18 protein-coding genes are annotated in these 17647 nt (G+C 34.5%); 11 read left to right on the plus strand and 7 right to left on the minus strand.

The genetic code is table 11. From position 1 onward, the window contains the following. Positions 1 to 248: 248 nt before the first annotated feature. Positions 249 to 3473, plus strand: coding sequence for a DEAD/DEAH box helicase (locus tag HUW50_RS16555; protein WP_066325291.1), 3225 nt, complete (start codon positions 249 to 251; stop codon positions 3471 to 3473). 92 nt (positions 3474 to 3565) lie between these two features. Here the strand turns inward: HUW50_RS16555 and HUW50_RS16560 are convergent, their stop codons facing one another. After that, positions 3566 to 3994, minus strand: a complete 429-nt coding sequence (locus HUW50_RS16560) for a VOC family protein (protein WP_066325293.1) — start codon at positions 3992 to 3994, stop codon at positions 3566 to 3568. A gap of 194 nt (positions 3995 to 4188) precedes the next feature. Between HUW50_RS16560 and HUW50_RS16565 the strand changes: the two genes are divergently transcribed. Next, positions 4189 to 4416: a hypothetical protein gene (locus tag HUW50_RS16565; protein ID WP_066325295.1), complete on the plus strand. Its 228-nt coding sequence runs from the start codon at positions 4189 to 4191 to the stop codon at positions 4414 to 4416. A 174-nt stretch (positions 4417 to 4590) separates the two neighbouring features. Then, positions 4591 to 5331 carry a type I methionyl aminopeptidase gene (map, locus tag HUW50_RS16570; RefSeq protein ID WP_066325301.1) on the plus strand — a complete coding sequence of 247 codons (741 nt, stop codon included), beginning with the start codon at positions 4591 to 4593 and terminating at the stop codon, positions 5329 to 5331. Between the two features lie 88 nt (positions 5332 to 5419). On the opposite strand, the gene HUW50_RS16575 is transcribed toward map, so the two are convergent. Further along, entirely contained in the window at positions 5420 to 6421 is a 1002-nt protein-coding gene (locus HUW50_RS16575; RefSeq protein WP_066325304.1) for a DUF3231 family protein, read from the minus strand. A gap of 244 nt (positions 6422 to 6665) precedes the next feature. Here HUW50_RS16575 and HUW50_RS16580 point away from each other — a divergent pair, with 244 nt between their 5' ends. The 4 genes from HUW50_RS16580 (at position 6666) to HUW50_RS16595 (ending at position 9326) form a co-directional block, all read left to right on the plus strand. After that, positions 6666 to 7055, plus strand: coding sequence for a tautomerase family protein (locus HUW50_RS16580; RefSeq protein ID WP_066325307.1), 390 nt, complete (start codon positions 6666 to 6668; stop codon positions 7053 to 7055). Between the two features lie 140 nt (positions 7056 to 7195). Continuing rightward, positions 7196 to 7396 carry a DinB family protein gene (locus HUW50_RS16585; RefSeq protein WP_066325309.1) on the plus strand — a complete coding sequence of 67 codons (201 nt, stop codon included), beginning with the start codon at positions 7196 to 7198 and terminating at the stop codon, positions 7394 to 7396. Positions 7397 to 7590: 194 nt separating this feature from the next. Continuing rightward, a complete protein-coding gene (locus HUW50_RS16590; protein ID WP_066325310.1) occupies positions 7591 to 9036 on the plus strand; it encodes a DEAD/DEAH box helicase in 1446 nt (481 codons plus the stop codon). A 98-nt stretch (positions 9037 to 9134) separates the two neighbouring features. After that, positions 9135 to 9326, plus strand: coding sequence for a hypothetical protein (locus HUW50_RS16595; protein ID WP_066325313.1), 192 nt, complete (start codon positions 9135 to 9137; stop codon positions 9324 to 9326). Positions 9327 to 9360: 34 nt separating this feature from the next. Here HUW50_RS16595 and HUW50_RS16600 read toward each other — a convergent pair whose 3' ends face one another. The 4 genes from HUW50_RS16600 to HUW50_RS27580 form a co-directional block, all read right to left on the minus strand. After that, the gene (locus HUW50_RS16600; protein ID WP_157094275.1) at positions 9361 to 9537 is read right to left on the minus strand and encodes a hypothetical protein; all 177 of its coding nucleotides are present in this window, start codon (positions 9535 to 9537) and stop codon (positions 9361 to 9363) included. A 197-nt stretch (positions 9538 to 9734) separates the two neighbouring features. Next, on the minus strand, positions 9735 to 11276 hold the full coding sequence (locus HUW50_RS16605; RefSeq protein WP_066325316.1) for a glycine betaine uptake BCCT transporter: 1542 nt from the start codon (positions 11274 to 11276) through the stop codon (positions 9735 to 9737). An 860-nt stretch (positions 11277 to 12136) separates the two neighbouring features. Continuing rightward, positions 12137 to 12568 carry a CBO0543 family protein gene (locus HUW50_RS16610; RefSeq protein ID WP_185653052.1) on the minus strand — a complete coding sequence of 144 codons (432 nt, stop codon included), beginning with the start codon at positions 12566 to 12568 and terminating at the stop codon, positions 12137 to 12139. 69 nt (positions 12569 to 12637) lie between these two features. After that, positions 12638 to 13105, minus strand: coding sequence for a CBO0543 family protein (locus tag HUW50_RS27580; RefSeq protein WP_396652641.1), 468 nt, complete (start codon positions 13103 to 13105; stop codon positions 12638 to 12640). A gap of 304 nt (positions 13106 to 13409) precedes the next feature. Here HUW50_RS27580 and HUW50_RS16615 point away from each other — a divergent pair, with 304 nt between their 5' ends. Genes HUW50_RS16615 through HUW50_RS16625 form a run of 3 tightly spaced genes read left to right on the plus strand, consistent with a single transcriptional unit; the run spans position 13410 to position 15636 of the window. Then, positions 13410 to 13943, plus strand: coding sequence for a sigma-70 family RNA polymerase sigma factor (locus HUW50_RS16615; RefSeq protein WP_066325321.1), 534 nt, complete (start codon positions 13410 to 13412; stop codon positions 13941 to 13943). A 5-nt stretch (positions 13944 to 13948) separates the two neighbouring features. Beyond that, on the plus strand, positions 13949 to 14365 hold the full coding sequence (locus HUW50_RS16620; protein WP_066325323.1) for a PadR family transcriptional regulator: 417 nt from the start codon (positions 13949 to 13951) through the stop codon (positions 14363 to 14365). Beyond that, entirely contained in the window at positions 14362 to 15636 is a 1275-nt protein-coding gene (locus HUW50_RS16625; RefSeq protein ID WP_232328951.1) for an FtsW/RodA/SpoVE family cell cycle protein, read from the plus strand. The genes HUW50_RS16620 and HUW50_RS16625 overlap by 4 nt, the downstream gene beginning before the upstream one ends. Positions 15637 to 15727: 91 nt before the next feature. On the opposite strand, the gene HUW50_RS16630 is transcribed toward HUW50_RS16625, so the two are convergent. After that, entirely contained in the window at positions 15728 to 16282 is a 555-nt protein-coding gene (locus HUW50_RS16630; RefSeq protein WP_066325328.1) for a VanZ family protein, read from the minus strand. 189 nt (positions 16283 to 16471) lie between these two features. Here HUW50_RS16630 and spoIIP point away from each other — a divergent pair, with 189 nt between their 5' ends. Beyond that, the gene (spoIIP, locus tag HUW50_RS16635) at positions 16472 to 17629 is read left to right on the plus strand and encodes a stage II sporulation protein P (protein WP_066325329.1); all 1158 of its coding nucleotides are present in this window, start codon (positions 16472 to 16474) and stop codon (positions 17627 to 17629) included. The last annotated feature ends 18 nt before the right edge of the window (positions 17630 to 17647 follow it).

The raw sequence follows: 17647 nt of genomic DNA on the forward strand, positions 1-17647 counted from the left end.
ACTAGCAGGGACCTATTCAAATTGATGAGTAGGTCTTTTTTTCTTTGGTATAGATCTTTTCGAACTTACAAAATAAAAATATGCCTCCCCATATGATACAATCGTGATGTTCATAATTATTTCTTGTCGAATTCGTGCTCATGCAATGTGTATAAAATCCCACAATTACCAAACCATTTACTATAAAGCATTTTAATGTAAAAGCCTTTATAACAGATGCGAAATGTCCTCAGGAAGGAGAAAGGCATTTGAACATACATTTAAACCATAAAATTATTATAGAAAAGTGCGGTTCCGCCTCCTTTAAAAGAGGGGATGCTTTTTATCGCGCAAATAAAATAACATTTGAATATTTCAGTCATGAGGGTTGTGAAGCAACGGTTTCAGGTACGGAAGATTTCTATGTAACCGTTGATCAGGAAAAAGGTGGAGATTTTCACACGAAATGTAGCTGTCCTAAGCTTGCTTCCTTTCAAAAGGATTGTCAGCATGTTGCCGCTGTTTTACTATCGATTTACGAACATCAGTGTAATGGAACTATTCCTATTAGTAGGAACAACAATCAGTCTGAGTCTACAAAAAATTCATCATTATCAAATGATTTATTGTCCCTTTTCAATGAACAGCCTTTAAGGGCAAGTGGCCATCAGCGCCACTTTGAAAACAGGCAAGTACTTGATACAGAGCTTTTATGTAAACCGGTTATTTTAGGTAAGGGACGTCATATGTTTGGAATAGAAATGAAGATCGGTCCAATTAATGTCCAAAATATTAGGGGATTTCTCGAGCATGTGAAGACTGGTAGACCATTCTTGCTTTCTAAGTTATTCACATACAATCCAAACCTTCATTGTTTTCAAAAAGAGACAGATGAAGTGATTAAACAGCTCATTCAAATAATTTATGATGAAAAAATGTATCTTGCGGCATTGCCTGAAACTGCAGATTATGTAAGTCATAATCATCTCTTAGTAATTCCTCCATCTTCTTGGGACAAGCTTTTTCCTTTACTTGAGAAAGCACCCTCGGCGAAACTAGAAAATGATGGGTATGTGTATGACGGTATTCATTTATCAAATGAGCCTCTATCCTTACAGTTTAATTTTGCTGATACAGAGAGTAAGGGATATCAGCTGAAGATCAAAGGAATGAATCAAATGGTTGTATTGGAATCATATCATTCTGTCCTTTCAGAAGGAAAACTAATAAAGCTTAAAAGTGAGGATTGCAAACGACTTTCACACCTAAAAGAGATGCTAGATGAATCAGGAACAAATCAAATTCCAATTCCTCAGGAGCAAGTTGGTGTTTTTCTTGATAAAGTGGTGCCAGGCTTAAAAAAAATTGGCCATGTCCAATTATCGGGAAGAATGCTTGAGCAGCTTGATAAGACACCGTTAATAGCCAAACTATTCTTAGATAGGGTGAAAAATCGTCTGCTTGCAGGATTGGAGTTTCATTATGAAAATGTGGTGATTAATCCATTGGAGAGTTTTTCTAAGCTCCAAGCAAGTTCTATTCTCATAAGGGATGTAGTGAAGGAAGAGGAGATTTTGCAGCTAATGGATAACAGTTCGTTTGCCAAGACGGACGGCGGATATTTTTTGCATAACGAAGAGCTGGAATATGAGTTTTTGTACCATGTTGTTCCAAAGCTCCAAAAGCTTCTCCAACTATATGCCACTACAGCAGTGAGAAACCGAATATTTACAGGAAATGCTCGTCCGAAGATCAGGATAAAGATGAAAAAGGAGAGAACGAATTGGCTTGAATTCAAATTTGAGATGGACGGAATTCCGGAGAAACACATTCGTGAAGTACTATTAGCTCTTGAGGAAAAGCGAAAGTACTACCGCTTAAGAAATGGATCGATCCTTTCGTTGGAAACAAGGGAGTTTGAAGAAATTAAACGTTTCATGAATGCACTTCCTGTACAGAATGAAGATCTAGAAAGTGGTTTGAATGTACCAATTATCCGAGGTTTACAGTTATTAGATTCAGTTGATGACAATTATACCTTTACGGTAGAGGAATCGTTTCGTCAGTTTTTAGAAAATATCAGAAATCCAGATAGATTGCAGTTTTCTGTGCCGAAAAGTCTGGAGCCGATATTACGCGACTACCAAATACATGGCTACAAATGGATGAAAACTCTTGCTCATTATGGATTTGGAGGAATCCTTGCAGATGATATGGGATTAGGGAAAACGCTGCAAAGTATTACATTTGTACGATCAGAGCTTGCTAACATCCGTGAAAAACAGCTTCCAGCTCTTATTATTTGCCCTTCATCTTTGACGTATAACTGGCTTAGTGAATTTATGAAATTTGCTCCTGATATACAAGCTATTGTCGTTGATGGTAATAAAACAGAACGGAGCGATATCCAGAAGAATGTAAAGGATATAGATGTAGTCATTACATCTTACCCATTGTTGCGAAGGGACATTAAATGGTATGAAAAACAAGCTTTTCACACTGTGTTTTTTGATGAGGCACAAGCCTTTAAAAACCCCGTTACTCAAACAGCAAAAGCGGTGAAGAAACTTCATGCAGATTATCGCTTTGCCCTAACAGGTACACCTGTAGAGAATTCGCTTGAGGAGCTGTGGTCGATTTTTCACGTTGTCTTTCCTGAATTATTCCAAGGATTAAAGGATTACAGTAACCTCACAAGAAAAACGATTGCTAGAAGGATCCGCCCATTTTTGCTTCGAAGGCTGAAAGAGGATGTCCTTTCAGAGCTTCCTGAAAAAAAAGAGTCGATCGAATTAGTAGACCTACTTCCTGATCAGAAGAAGCTTTACACTGCTTACTTGGCAAAACTAAGACACGACACGCTGAAACACCTTGATAAGGATACACTTCGGAAAAATAAAATCAAAATCCTCGCTGGTTTGACCCGATTACGACAGATTTGTTGTCATCCAGGCTTGTTTGTCGACGGCTATAAAGGAAGCTCAGCGAAATTTGAACAGCTACTGAAAATCGTAGAGGAATCAAAGCTTTCAGGAAGAAGGGTATTGATTTTTTCACAGTTTACGAAAATGCTAAATCTCATTGGTAGAGATTTAACTGCTAAAGGGAAACCATTTTTCTACCTTGATGGACAAACTCCTTCAGATGAGCGAGTGGAGATCTGTCAGCGGTTTAATGCAGGTAAACGTGATTTATTCCTCATTTCCTTGAGGGCAGGCGGAACAGGTCTTAATCTGACGGGTGCCGATACTGTTATCCTCTACGATATTTGGTGGAATCCAGCAGTTGAAGAGCAAGCAGCAGATCGTGCCCATCGCTTTGGCCAGAAAAATGTGGTGCAAATCATCAAACTTGTTGCCAAAGGCACAATCGAAGAAAAAATGAATGAACTTCAAGAGAAAAAACGCCATCTTATTGAAGAAATCATCGATTCCAAGGAGAAAAACTCATCTACTCTTACTGAAGAAGATATTCGCGAAATATTAATGATATAAAATGTTTATAAAACCTCCTAGTATTTTAGGAGGTTTTCATCAAGATATTCACATAAAACATAGAAATTCTAAAAGGCATTAAAACAGGGAAATTACATTCCCGTTTCTCCATCGTCATAGTTTAATTGCCATTGAATGCCAAACTTATCTGTTACATTGCCGTAGCATTTGCTCCAGAATGTTTCCTGCAGCTCCATGCCTACATTACCGCCATCTTTCAATTTATTAAATGCAGATTTAATTTCGTCCAAGTTTTTACTAACAATTGCAAGGCTTATATTATTTCCTTCAACGAATGGCATACCTGGGAAAGTATCAGAAAACATAATTGTGCTTCCGCTAATCGTAAGTCGTGTGTGCATTACTAAATTTTTTGCTTCCTCTGGAAGAGGATAATCTGGATTTTGCGGTGAATCTCCAAAGGTCGAAATTTGTGGTTGTTCAGTTCCAAAAACCTCTGCGTAAAACTCTACTACTTCTCGACAGTTACCATTAAAACTTAGATACACTTCAACAGCCATTTGCTTCACTCCTCAATTAAATCGCTAAACATTGTTAAATGCCACTCTTTCATTGTAGCCTATTAACGAAAATTAATAATAGTTATTTTTTTAAAAAAGAAAACGAAAAGTATGAGGGAAAAAAGTGAATAAACAACGATATAAGGTCAATTCTATATACATAGTAAACATTGATATAAAGGAGATTACAGCGCGTGAAGCCATATGAAATAAAAAATATGATTATTGATGACGAGTTTGATGGTGAAGAATTCGTGACAGCCGATATTACTCACAATCAGAAGGATTATAGTATTACATTTAAAAAAGCCGATCTTGAAATCATAAATACCTGGATTTTTGAGAATGGTTCCTCTCTTCCTGCAAATTTATCAGATACGATCATTGAATCAATAAGAGAAGATGTTAAAAAGAAAATCTAGGTTTTTGTACTAGATTTTTTTGTTTTAGTCAGAAGAACTTTACTGCTAAAGTGGCGATGAATAGTTAGGGGATTAAATGTTTTACATTGGTTAGATTTTTCGAGAGAATAAAGGTAAGATATAATAATATTTAGTCTTAGTAATAACAAAAAGATAATGAGGTAGGAAAAAACAATGATTGCAAAAACAGAAGAGGATTTTAATGGTTTAAAGGAAATTGGTAAGATTGTAGCCGAGATTAGAGATGAAATGGTACAGAAAACAATACCGGGAATAACAACAAAGGAGCTTGATGACATAGCCGCTAGGCTTTTCGAGAAGGCAGGTGCTGTATCAGCTCCAAAGGGCGAATACGATTTCCCAGGCTACACATGCATAAGCGTAAATGATGAAGTGGCACATGGAATACCAGGAAAGCGAGTGATTGAAGCAGGTGATCTTGTAAATATTGATGTTTCTGGCTCGAAGAATGGGTATTTTGCAGATACAGGCATCTCGTTTGTGGTAGGAGAAGGTGATGAAGTTTTAACGAAAATATGTGACGTTGCGAAAAAGGCCTTTGAAGCAGGCCTTGAGAAAGCAAAACCAGGCTCCAAGAAAAGTAGAATTGGAAAAGCTGTCTTCCAAACTGCGAAGCAACACGGATTTACTGTCATTAAAAATCTTACAGGACATGGTATAGGGAGAACAATACACGAAGCACCTGACCATATTTATAATTATAATGATACATGGGATGATGAAATATTAAAGGAAGGTATGGTTATCGCATTCGAACCATTTATCTCTAACCTTGAAGAGGAAGTATTTCAAAAAGATGACGGTTGGACATATGCTACAGAAAAAAGCTATGTTGCCCAATTAGAACATACCATTATCCTTACGAAAAATGGTCCAATTATTTTAACACTGTAAATAAAAGCTGAAAAAGACTCGGTTATATGAGTCTTTTTTTGTTGTTTGTCAATCAGCATCCGATAAACAAAGAATTAGTCAATTCATATTACCTGCTTTCCAGATTTTTACGATTTGTAGCTTGTGGGGGTTTTTCTAACCAACCTCGATTTACCATAATCGAAAATCCCGATTCGGCATAAAGTAATATTTCTCCAATGACTTTACTATAAAAAGTTGACAAATCAGCTCTCATTGACATTGAGAGGGCATGGCCAATAAGTGTAATATCTATCGAGTTTAAAAAATGAAATAATGACATAACAAGTTTATCTGAAAACGGTGAAATCGTTGAATCTGTTACTTCCATACTGACGGAAATTATGCCTAGAAAATCTTCTTTTTGCAAAATCTCGTTAAAAAAGTTTATCTGTTTTTCAGAAATTCTTTTGCCATCTTTTATAAAGTTTTTAATTTCCTTGTCTTTAACCACTTGAATTAAACCTAAACAGAATAAAATCGAAAAGTAATTACGCTCAATGTTAAAAAAGATTTCTGTAAGCTCAACAGCGTTTAATGTTCTTTTTTGCCCGATAAAACCTGAAATATAAGACTTTTTTTGTATGTATTCTATCTTTTTTGGATAGCTAATTTTAGGAGGTCTGTCATAAATCCCCTTTGATAACATCATCGTAGTAGCATCTGTATAAAGCTCTGTAACTTGGGCTAAAGCATTGGTGAAAAAGCTAAGAATGTCTGAGCGAGCAATATTGGCAGTAATGAACGCGTAGTTGATCATGCCCATTCGGCTCATGATGTAAACATAACTTAAAGCAAAAGGTTCATTAAAGAGTGGTGGTGCTGATAAATCAATATCCTTTTCTGAGAAACCATCAGGTAATGGAATATTCTCTTTACTATATATTTCTTTGATTTTTTTAATGTTTAAATGAGAAAAATCTAATGCTTTGGTTAGAACAATCTTAATTTCTTCATCCTTTATGTGGTGTAGAAAATATTTTAATAAACAAACAGACATTGTTTCTTGAAAAAAGGCTTCCCACAAGCCACCAATTTCAGCACTTGTTAAGCCGATATTATGTTTAATCACCGACACCCCCCTATACAATTGGCTATCATTTAGACTTCACTTTATTTCAAAAGTTATTCATTATTAACAGATTATCCGTATATTAAAATTAGAAAGTGTTATAAGGTGCAAGGAGAAATGTGAAGATTTTGGTATGAAGGTTTCTTGCATTTACTGGAAGGGGTATTACTTTTTGTAGCGAATATAAATTAAAGTTAAATAGCTGAGTCAGGATGATTAGAATGAGAGAGGATGAGATGAATAAATGGGACAAATAAAAATTTATGGCCTTAAGGAAAGATTAAATCCAATTAAAGAGTCATTTTCGAATATTATTCATTCATGTTTAGTAGAGGCATTTGAAATTCCGACGGATAAAAGATTTCATCGGTTTTTTCCGATGGAGAAAGAGGATTTTCACTATGCCAATGGACGGACAGAATCTTACACGGTTATTGAGGTTAGTATTTTTGAGGGGAGAACGGTTGAAGCGAAAAAGAAGCTGATCCGTTTACTATATGAACGAATTAATAGTGGATTAAACATTTCCTCACAAGACATTGAAATAACAATTTTTGAGACACCGAAGCATAATTGGGGAATAAGAGGTTTACCAGGAGATGAATTGTCATTAGATTATAAGGTTAATGTTTAAAATTGTCGAGTAATACTTGTTTCATAAATTGCGAAGAAAACCAGGGATGAGAGAACCATCAAGTATTAACTATTATCTATGATTGGTATTTATGGATGGTGGTAAAAAACGATTAAATAAACAAAAAAAGAGGCGATAATATGGATGTTTCACTACGTGAAACTATTACGATTTATCATCCTAGTTATGGGGGTTTTACAACAAGTTGTGTTGAGTTAATTCAACATGTAGCTAACCATGGTACATATCATCGTGGAAATCTAACAGCTATGTTGAGACAACTAGGACATCAAGGAAAGCCTACTGATTATGTTTCTTATTTGTTTGAAATAAAAGGATAACCTGTATATCAAAGGGTAGTAATACTTAGGAGTATGCTGCCTTTTTTCTATTCGATATTCAATAGAAATTTTACATAAAAGTTAATTTAACTCAGAATTCAAGTATAATGAATATAGTCAGATTATGCATATGATATTTCTATCGAGAGAATCCTATATATATGTCGGATAATAAAATAAATCGAGGTTATTAGATGAATGAAATAAGTTTTAAGAATTACGAGTTAAGCGATGAAATAAGAAGAGCTCTTTCTGTGTTAAAATATGAAACTCCCACAGAGGTTCAAAGTAAAGTCATACCAAAAGCAATGGAAAATCAAGACCTTGTCGTAAAATCTCAAACAGGTAGTGGGAAGACGGCATCCTTTGGTATTCCGATTTGCGAAATGATCGAATGGGAAGAAAAAAAGCCGCAGGCATTAATTCTTACACCAACTCGAGAGCTTGCTGTTCAAGTTCGAGAGGATATAACGAATATTGGAAGGTTTAAACGAATTAAAGCGATGGCGGTTTATGGTAAGGAACCTTTTGCGAAACAAAAAGAGGAATTGAAACAAAAAACTCATGTCGTCGTTGGTACACCCGGTCGTGTAATGGACCATATTGAGAGAGGAACTTTAGTTTTAGATCAAATAAAGTATCTTATTATTGATGAAGCAGATGAAATGCTTAATATGGGTTTTATCGACGAAGTAGAAGCGATAATAAAAGAAGTCCCTTCTAGCAGAGTAACGATGGTCTTTTCTGCGACAATGCCTAAGGATGTTGAGAGTCTCTGTCATAAATATATGGAAAATCCACTGAATATTGAGATTGCTGCTACTGGGGTAACAACAAACACAATTGAACATCGTATAATCGAAGTGAAAGATAATGAAAAGATGTCACTGCTTAAAGATATAACGGTCGTTGAAAACCCAGAAAGCTGTATCATCTTTTGTCGAACGAAAGAAAATGTCGATAACGTATTTACCGAATTGGATCAAGCTAATTATTCATGTGAAAGACTCCATGGAGGATTGGAACAGGAAGATCGATTTGCTGTTATGGATGGTTTTAAAATGGGGAACTTCCGTTATCTTGTGGCAACAGATGTAGCGGCTAGAGGCATTGATATTGATAATGTGACCCTTGTTATTAACTATGATATTCCAATGGAAAAAGAGAGCTATGTTCACAGAACAGGGAGAACTGGGCGTGCAGGTAATAAAGGAAAAGCAATTACATTTGCGACACCATTTGAAGGGAAATTTATTAAAGCCATTGAAACATACATTGGCTTTGATATACCTACAATGGAAGCGCCAAGTCCCGAGGAAGTTGCGAGTGGAAAAGAAGCATTCGAAGAAAAAATCCATGGCCGTCGCGTCGTTAAAAATAATAAGACAGCTCGAATTAACAAAGATATTATGAAATTACATTTTAATGGTGGAAAAAAGAAAAAGCTAAGAGCTGTCGATTTTGTTGGAACGATTGCAAAAATTCCTGGAGTTACTTCAGAGGATATTGGCATTATAACCATACAGGATCAATTAACCTATGTTGATATTCTTAATGGAAAAGGCTCATTAGTCCTACAAGCGATGGAAAAAACAACAGTCAAAGGGAAGAAGCTGAAGGTTAGCCCGGCGATTAAGTAATAACTGATTAACAAGGACGATTATGCAACCATAGTCGTTCTTTCTCATTCTATTATAGAATAATTGAATCATGAGATAGGAAAGGAGTGAGCAATCAGATGAAATATGTAAAATCACAAATGAAACAGTTGGTCAAAGACAATAAAGAATTGCAAATTCGTTTAAAAGAGATGATGGAGGAACACGATCTTGAGAAAAACTTTGCCTTTAAGGCATTGTATCATTCAGAAGTTGCTGAAGGCGGAAAGTACCAGTTAGCATACCAAGCTCTTGACTTACCTAAAGGGTAAGACTCAGATTGTCGACAAAGGGGTTCGGATTTTTTTACATTCCGAACCCTTTTGAGATTGGTTTTATTTCTTTATGATGACGGTGATGTTTAGCTAATGACAAAATCAATTGCAGCCTCACTTTTACGAACCAAACGGTTGCTGGTACTTGTCGGTCTAAAGCAATGATTTCAATTTGATCTCGTTGAAAGGAATTATGTTTCAAAATCATAATTATCACCTCAAGCTTTTCTTAATTCCAGTTTAAATCAAAAAAGAGGCTGACTCAAAAGGGTCTGACACCTCCCAACATTACTAATATATAGTAGCCTTTAACGTTTAAGGTGCTATATATTGTGTTGGAGGGGTCTGACCATTTGGTTTTGAGTCACCCTCTGAGGTATCGAAACTCTAATGGTTTTGATACCTTTAACTATTTGTTTTGACGAAACCTTTCTTTTCTTTGAAAGGTTTTATTTTTAATTGACCAATTCCAAGTTCCTTCGCTTCCTTATTTAGAGCCTTAAGTAAACTTCCTGCCATTAACGCAATGATAACTGAAAAAGGTAAAGCTGCGATAATCATTGTATTTTGTAGTGCCTGCAATCCACCGGAATATAAAAGTACTAATGCGGTAATCGCCAGAAGGACACCCCAAATCACTTTTATGCTTGAGCTAGGATTTTGTGATCCATTTGTTGTCATCATCCCTAAAACAAAGGTACCTGAATCAGCAGATGTGACAAAGAAAGTTACAATAATTATGATTGCAAGAATGGATACAACCGTTGGCAATGGATAATTAGCTAATAAAGCAAATAACGAAACTTCACTCGATAATGAAGAAATAGTTGTTCCTGCTCTTTCTGTTAAAATGGCTGCACTACCAAAGGTCGAGAACCAAATGAAGCTAATCAATGATGGAACGAGTAACACGCAAACAACAAATTCTCGAATTGTTCGTCCTTTTGATACTCGTGCAATAAAGATTCCAACAAATGGTGACCAAGCAATCCACCAAGCCCAATAGAAAATGGTCCATCCGTCTATCCAACTACGATGTTCAGGATTTACAGGTGCAATACGGAAACTCATATTGACAAAGTTTTGAATATAAGTGCCAATAGTATCTGTAAATATATTAAGGGTAAATAATGTTGAGCCGAAAATAAACACGAATAAGAAAAGGATAAATGTTAAGCCCATATTTAAGTTACTAAGAATTTTGATTCCTTTACTTAGTCCTGTTAATGCCGACATCATGAATAAAATGGTAAGACCAAGAATGATAAAGAACTGTGTAGTAATATTCGTAGGTACATCATATAAATAGGATAGTCCACCATTTATTTGTACCGCTCCAAATCCAAGTGTTGTTGCTATACCAATAACAGTCGAGACAACTGCTATCGTATCGATTGTTTTACCAATGACACCATCGGCATGCCTTCCAATTAACGGTCGTAATGTTTTACTGATTAAGCCTGTTTCTCCTTTTCTGAAGGTTGCATAAGCGATTGCTAATGCGACAATGCCATAAATAGCCCAAGCATGAATACCCCAATGGAAAAAAGTAAATCTCATCGCATCTTTAATTCCCTGATTTGTTCCTACTTCACCTGTTGGAGAGCTGAGAGCGTAATGACTTAACGGTTCAGCAGTACCATAAAAAATTAAACCAATTCCAACTCCTGCACTAAATAGCATGGCAAGCCAAGTTGGACGTGAAAACTCAGGATGTTCATCTTGCTTTCCAAGTTTAATGCGGCCTACTGGACTGACTAATAGATACATACACACCCCAACGAAAATGGTTACGATAATTAAATAATACCAACCAAATGAATCCGTTAAAAATGCTTGCAGATTTCCTGTTGCAGTTTCTAATGTTGAAGGCATTGTTACACCTATAAAAACAAGAAGTGCCATAATGGCTAATGAAATGTAAAAGACAATTGATGCATTCTTCATATGATAATAAAAAACTCCTATCTATTATATTCTTGCAAAATAGCTTTGTTTAATTTTGATAAGTAAAATAAAACGACATCAGTTTACTTAAAAATAAAGCTATTCTTACCTATGTAATGTTACTGGAAAACCAAAACTAAACGCTCTGTGAACAAAGGGATAGATACATATTTTCAGGATTTTTACAGTCTGAATTTAGTAAGTGTTTTTGTGTGTCTCGTGAACAGTCCGCTTCGAAGAGGCTACCAAGAGTTAGGTAAGAGGTATAAATTAATTATATCGTAATTAAAACTATATTGATAATCCCATATTCATAGATTAAGACATGTCTAGTACAAGGATAACTTCTATCAGTAAAGGAAGTGCTAGTATCCTTACTTATCCTCAAATATCCGAGAGATTCTTTCGATATCCTACATATTCCCCATAAATCTATCCCGTTTTAATCATATATTTTAAATTACTTCAATTTATTTTTTCATTCTAAGAGAGGGTGATTCCTAAAGTAAAAAGAAATATAATAAGAGGCTTTTCAGCAAGGCTATAACGCTTATAAAGGTAGGAGGTGGTCAGTAATTGTAGTAGAGTCATTCTGATCATTTTAAGTAGACGCAATTATGTGTTCTAATAAAGAACGTTCGCACTACATATTTCAAACTAACTGTTAGTTCACTTCACTTGAAAACTCCTCTAAAATTTAGCTAGAGGAGTTTTTACTGTGTCTTATTTCAAAATGTTCTTTGTGTTCAAAGCTTTTTTATTAACTGATGAATGAATAGTAAACACGGAAAGTAAATGAGTCGAATATTGAATTATTATACTGTTTTTATACCCAAATAAAAAGTTGATAGAACGATTCCTTAATGATCAATAGTATTTAAATGGTTTGCTGTTTTTTCATTACTTTGTCTCTCAGCATAGCTATTAATTAGCTTATACAAAGACCGCACTACAATAAAAGTAAAGAAAATGGAGCATAAACTATGTACCCAACTCCAATTCCTTTTGTAATTAATGAGTTTTGTGTTTTTCTCGAGAATATTTTCAAATAAAGCCATTGGAACACTAAAGGCTATGCATGTAAATAGTGTGCCCACAATCTTTGACTGTTTAGTTAGTTGATTAAAGTAAATGCATGTTATTGGAAAGATAAGATAACTAAAAATAACACTTATATCAAATGATTTAAATAATTTCACAGGGTATCTAATATACCCGTTTCTTACTGCAAGATTATCTAAAAACGTAGCAATATAACTTTTAATAAGAAAAATCATAATCCAATCTTTCATTGGTGGTTTTCTCATTAAATTAAAAAAACTTAAAATTCCACTAAAAGTTAAAAGTTTAAGTATGTTCAGTTAGAATTTATTTTTCATTGTTAATTTTCTCCCTATTGAAAATATGCGAGACAAGAATATAGTAAGCGAAAAACAAATCAATTGGTGATAATTAATAAGATCATTTTTTTTAGAGGTGTAACTTTTGAAAATTTTAAGGTGTATGATGTGAAGCGAAAATAAAATAGGATAAGTAATAGCAGAATGCCAGTATTCCCAACCATTGTGATAAAAATATCCTGACTTTATCGAGAGAAACTCGAAAATAAGACAAAAAATAGTCCAACAAAAGATATACAAAAATTGATAAAGTATTGATTTTTTAGATGGATAGAAGTTCATGAATAATACGCCTGAACAAGGAAAAAGCACTAAAATAGGTAAAAAACCTTCAAACTGGACACCGGTAGTAAAATAGCCATAGAGATTATATTTAAGATCAAAGGTTATATCAGTAAAAAACCCCAAACCGATTGAAAATAAGGCAATCGCATATAACTCAGATTTTTACCAATATGAAAACTAGTACAGAGATAATTAAGAAAACCATAAGCAATTAATTCCCTTTCCAGTAAGACGATAGATATAGTGTTTCCAAAATGTAACTGGATAATCGATAACGTGTAAAAACGAAAAAGGGTTTGGAATTTTACAGTATGCTACTTATTTATGCATGGGAAAATCGATTAAACCTGACTTAATAATTAGTATCAATAATAAAGAGTCAACTTTAATGTAAAAGCAAACTTTTTATTTGCTAAACTCGTCTAAGAACTAAGAGAGGGGAGAAATTGTGGAAGACGTAATAGTAGAATTGATTGAAACGGAAGATAAAGAAATGATGATCAATGAGATTATGAACAAATATGGGCAAGAAATATTGCAGCTTGTTTATTCTTATGTAAACAATAAAGCCTTGGCTGAGGATTTAACACAGGACATATTTGTTAAGTGTTATAAAGCTCTTCATACATACAATAAAAAATCAACGATAAAAACATGGTTGTGGCGAATCGCAATTAATCATTGTAAGGATTATTTGAAAAGTTGGTATAACAGAAATGTTTACATAGGTGAAAATGACTGGTTGAATAGGTCGACTCAAAATACTACTGTTGAGCAGACAATTATTCAGAGGGAGGAAGATTCTCAATTAGCACAAACTGTGATGAACTTGCCAATTAAATATCGTGAGGTCATCTATCTTTTTTATTATGAAGAATTATCGATAAAAGAAGTCGCAGAGGTAACACAGGTGAAATTAAACACTGTAAAGACTCGGCTTAAACGTGCTAAAGAACTTCTGAAAATACAATTGGAGGGCTAAGCAATATGGAAGATCGTATAAAAGGACTTCGTATAGCGATGAAAAAACATACATTTAACCAGTTGGAATTTACTGAACAGCTTCAAAAGAATATCAAGGAAAAAATAAACAAACAAGAAACGAAGGAAGAAGAAGTTGTTTTTGCGATTATGAATCTACTTTCCCAAGAAAAATCAGGCTACGAACTAGCTAATTCAATACGTAGCAGGGGGATTCGGAATTTTGAGGATAATGATGGTTTTTTATATTCGTTGCTACATCGATTAGAGAATGTTGGTTACTTACAATCGAGATGGGATGAGACAGAGATCAAATATTATTTATTAACTGAAAAGGGAAGAAAAATTTTGCGAAAGCTGGAAAAGAAACAAGCAAGGAAACGATTTGTATTAAATGAATTGTATGAGGGGGGATGGAATTGAATGATGTAAGAGGAACCTTTTTAAAACAAGTAACAGATCAAATCAAAGCGAAGGAAGCGAAGAAAGCTGTATCAGTAGAATTGAATCATCACATTAAAGAAGTAAAAAACACGTGGATTAAGAAGGGATTACCTGAACTTGACGCAGAGAAAAAAGCTGTTGAACAAATGGGTAGTCCAATAAAGCTTGGACAACAACTTAATAAACTTCATCAACCAAGGGTTGATTGGATGATGGTTAGTTTACTGATAACAGTTCTTTGTGTGGGGTTTTTACCATTAGTCCCCCTTGGCTACGTGGATGAAAAACATTTCTTACTATCTAAAATGATTTTTGTCGTTCTAGGTGGAGTAACAGCTCTAGGACTAATGTTGATTGATTATCGGAAATTAATGAAACACGGGTGGCTTTTTTATTACATTGGAATGATCATCTTGTTTGGAATCTGTTTTTTTCCGAATTCTATGGTAGGTGGAATACTAGCCATAAGAGTAAGTCCGTTAACAATTGAAAGCATGTTGGCTGTACCGATATTTTGGCTGGCATGGGCTTCCTTTTTCCATTGTAATAAATTAAAAATCTGGCAGTTTGCCGCTTTGTTTTCAATGTCATTTATTCTCTTTTTTGAAGCAGGAAGTATCACGACCACTGCTATATACTCAAGTATGGTCTATGTCATGCTATGTTGGAGTATAGGAAGTAGAAAAAATGTGCTGAAGATTACATTCATATCTATTTGTATAGCAATCATTGCTGGATTCATATTTTGGTTTTCACTAAATACAGATCAGCTGGAACGATTGCTAGGGTTTTTGAATCCTGAGGATCATTCAAGTACTGCAGGATACACTTACTTACATATTAAGGAGTTGATCTCAATCGCTGGGTGGTTTGGAAATACCGGTAATAATGAGTTTATCCCAGGGGCACATACAGACCTCGTTTTCGTAAGTTTAACCTATTATTTCGGTTGGCTGTTTGCATTTGGACTTATTATTATGTTGTCGTTCATTTTTGCTAGAATGTTTTTTATTATAAAAAAGGTCCACGATCACTTTGGCAATCTTCTTATTATTGGAGGGATGACTCTATTTGTTGTACAAGTTTCATATAATATAGGAATGACCCTAGGTTTATTCCCGATCATAGCTGTATCATTACCCTTTATTAGCTACGGATTTATGCCAGTCATGTTAAACTCAATTATTATTGGAGTTATTTTAAGTGTTTATAGGAGGAAAGATTTTTCATCGGTAAATAGTCTTATATAACCCGAGTAAGTCGTTTAGTATATCAGTAAAAGCAGGCAGGAGTATTTCTCAAAATACATAACCTGCTTGCTTTTTTATGGTAAGTTAATAGTTATGATAACGAAAACTTATTCATCACATTTTTGGCAAATGATGATTTTGATAATATATTAATAAGCAAATACCCTAACACACTCCCAAGCGTATTAGCAATCAAGTCGTTTATATCCGTACTCCTGGCACTTCCTAATGAAACCCTGATCAATAATTGGATGACTTCTATTGAAAAACTGAGTGAAAACCCAAGTTTAGCAACACTTTTTACGCTGTCAAACCTCTTGTTTATAAATGGCAAGTACATTCCGAATGGTATCAACATCATGATATTTAATAGAAATGTTTTTAAGTCAATTGTTAAGATAGGTATGATATTCGTCGAGCTATACCATGGTGCTTGATTAGCATACTTTCCAAAATTTACATCTATTGGTAGGAACACAAAGTATATGACACCTAATATGTAAATGACAAACGATGTTAATAACGTATATTGAAAAATACTATATGATTGCTTTCTAGACTTTGCGAAATAAATCATGAATAGTACAAAGATAAAGAATAATGGTACAAGAATAAACCATGAATTAATTGTGAACATGATAGACATATCGTTAAAACCTCCTAGTTTGTTTTTTTATCTCAAATATGGATATGTCTTTTAGTATAGCGATGAAATCTTAAGATTTATTAAAGGAAAAGTGAATGTTTTCTTATGATCGTAACCTAAGTAAACAATCCTAAAAAAATGCCATACAACCCTTTATTTTTCATATATATAAATGAAGGGGGTTGTTCGGTGAAGTCAAGAGGGCGTTTCTGGATAAAGGCTGCGTATGTACCGATTCTATTGATTATTTTTGTGTTTTGTTTGATTGGACTAATTATTACGATGAATGTAACGATTGATTCCAAAAATATTCAGAGAACAATTGGTGAACTAAATACAGAAGACTTGTTTGTTCATTTTCTTCAAGCAGAAAATCATTACTTTTATCTCGACCAAGAGGATCCCTTATTTACGACATCTTCTCTATCTTCTTTAGCGATCCAGTTAGCAACTAGTATTAAACCTACTGATGCAAGAACATTTCTTGGCAATGAATTACCTGGATTAAGGCTATATGATACAGAAATAGCTGTTGCTGGTGAAGGAACGAATTTGAGCAACATTCCTTATGAATCTCCACCACCTACAGAGGTCTTACTTAATGAAAGAAAAGTTGCAGAAGAAAAATTGCAGGAGAGACAAACGTCTGAAGAGGATAAAAAGCCTGCAACAAATCCTGATAAAAAAACGGTCTTTATTTATCAAAGCCATAGCTGGGAATCATTTCTTCCATTATTAGAAGGTGCAGAAAATCCAAACGATGCAATAAGCTCAGATGAGAGGGTAAACGTCATAGGTCTAGGCAATCGTTTAGCTCAAAATTTAATGGAAAGAGGAATTGGGGTAGAACATGATAAAACAAATATGACACAAGAACTACATAAAAAGGGGTGGAAATCAACGCAGGCATACACGGTATCAGGTACGATTGTTGATGAAGCTGTAGTAGCTAAAAATAATGATCTTGATTATTTTATTGATATCCATCGCGATTCTGCACGAAAGAATATTACAACGAAAACAATCAATGGAAAGAGCTATGCGAGGGTTTACTTCGTAGTTGGAAGAGAACATGAAAATTATTTGGAAAACCTTGATTTTGCCAAAAAACTTCATGCTGAACTAGAGAAAAAGTACCCTGGTATAAGTAGAGGAGTTTTTCTAAAATCAAAAAGCGAAGGAAATGGGGTTTATAACCAGGATGTTTCCACAAAAGCGATGTTATTGGAAATAGGTGGAGTTGATAATAATCTGGATGAGCTTGAAAGAACAGTCGATGTCTTTTCAGATGTGCTTGCTGATTATTATTTTGAAGGGAATGAAGCAAAAGAGGTGAATGGCAATTGATAACCATTTGCCATCCTT

The sequence above is a fragment of the Metabacillus sp. KUDC1714 genome, assembly GCF_014217835.1.
In the GTDB taxonomy this organism is placed as follows: Bacteria; Bacillota; Bacilli; order Bacillales; family Bacillaceae; genus Metabacillus; species Metabacillus rhizosphaerae.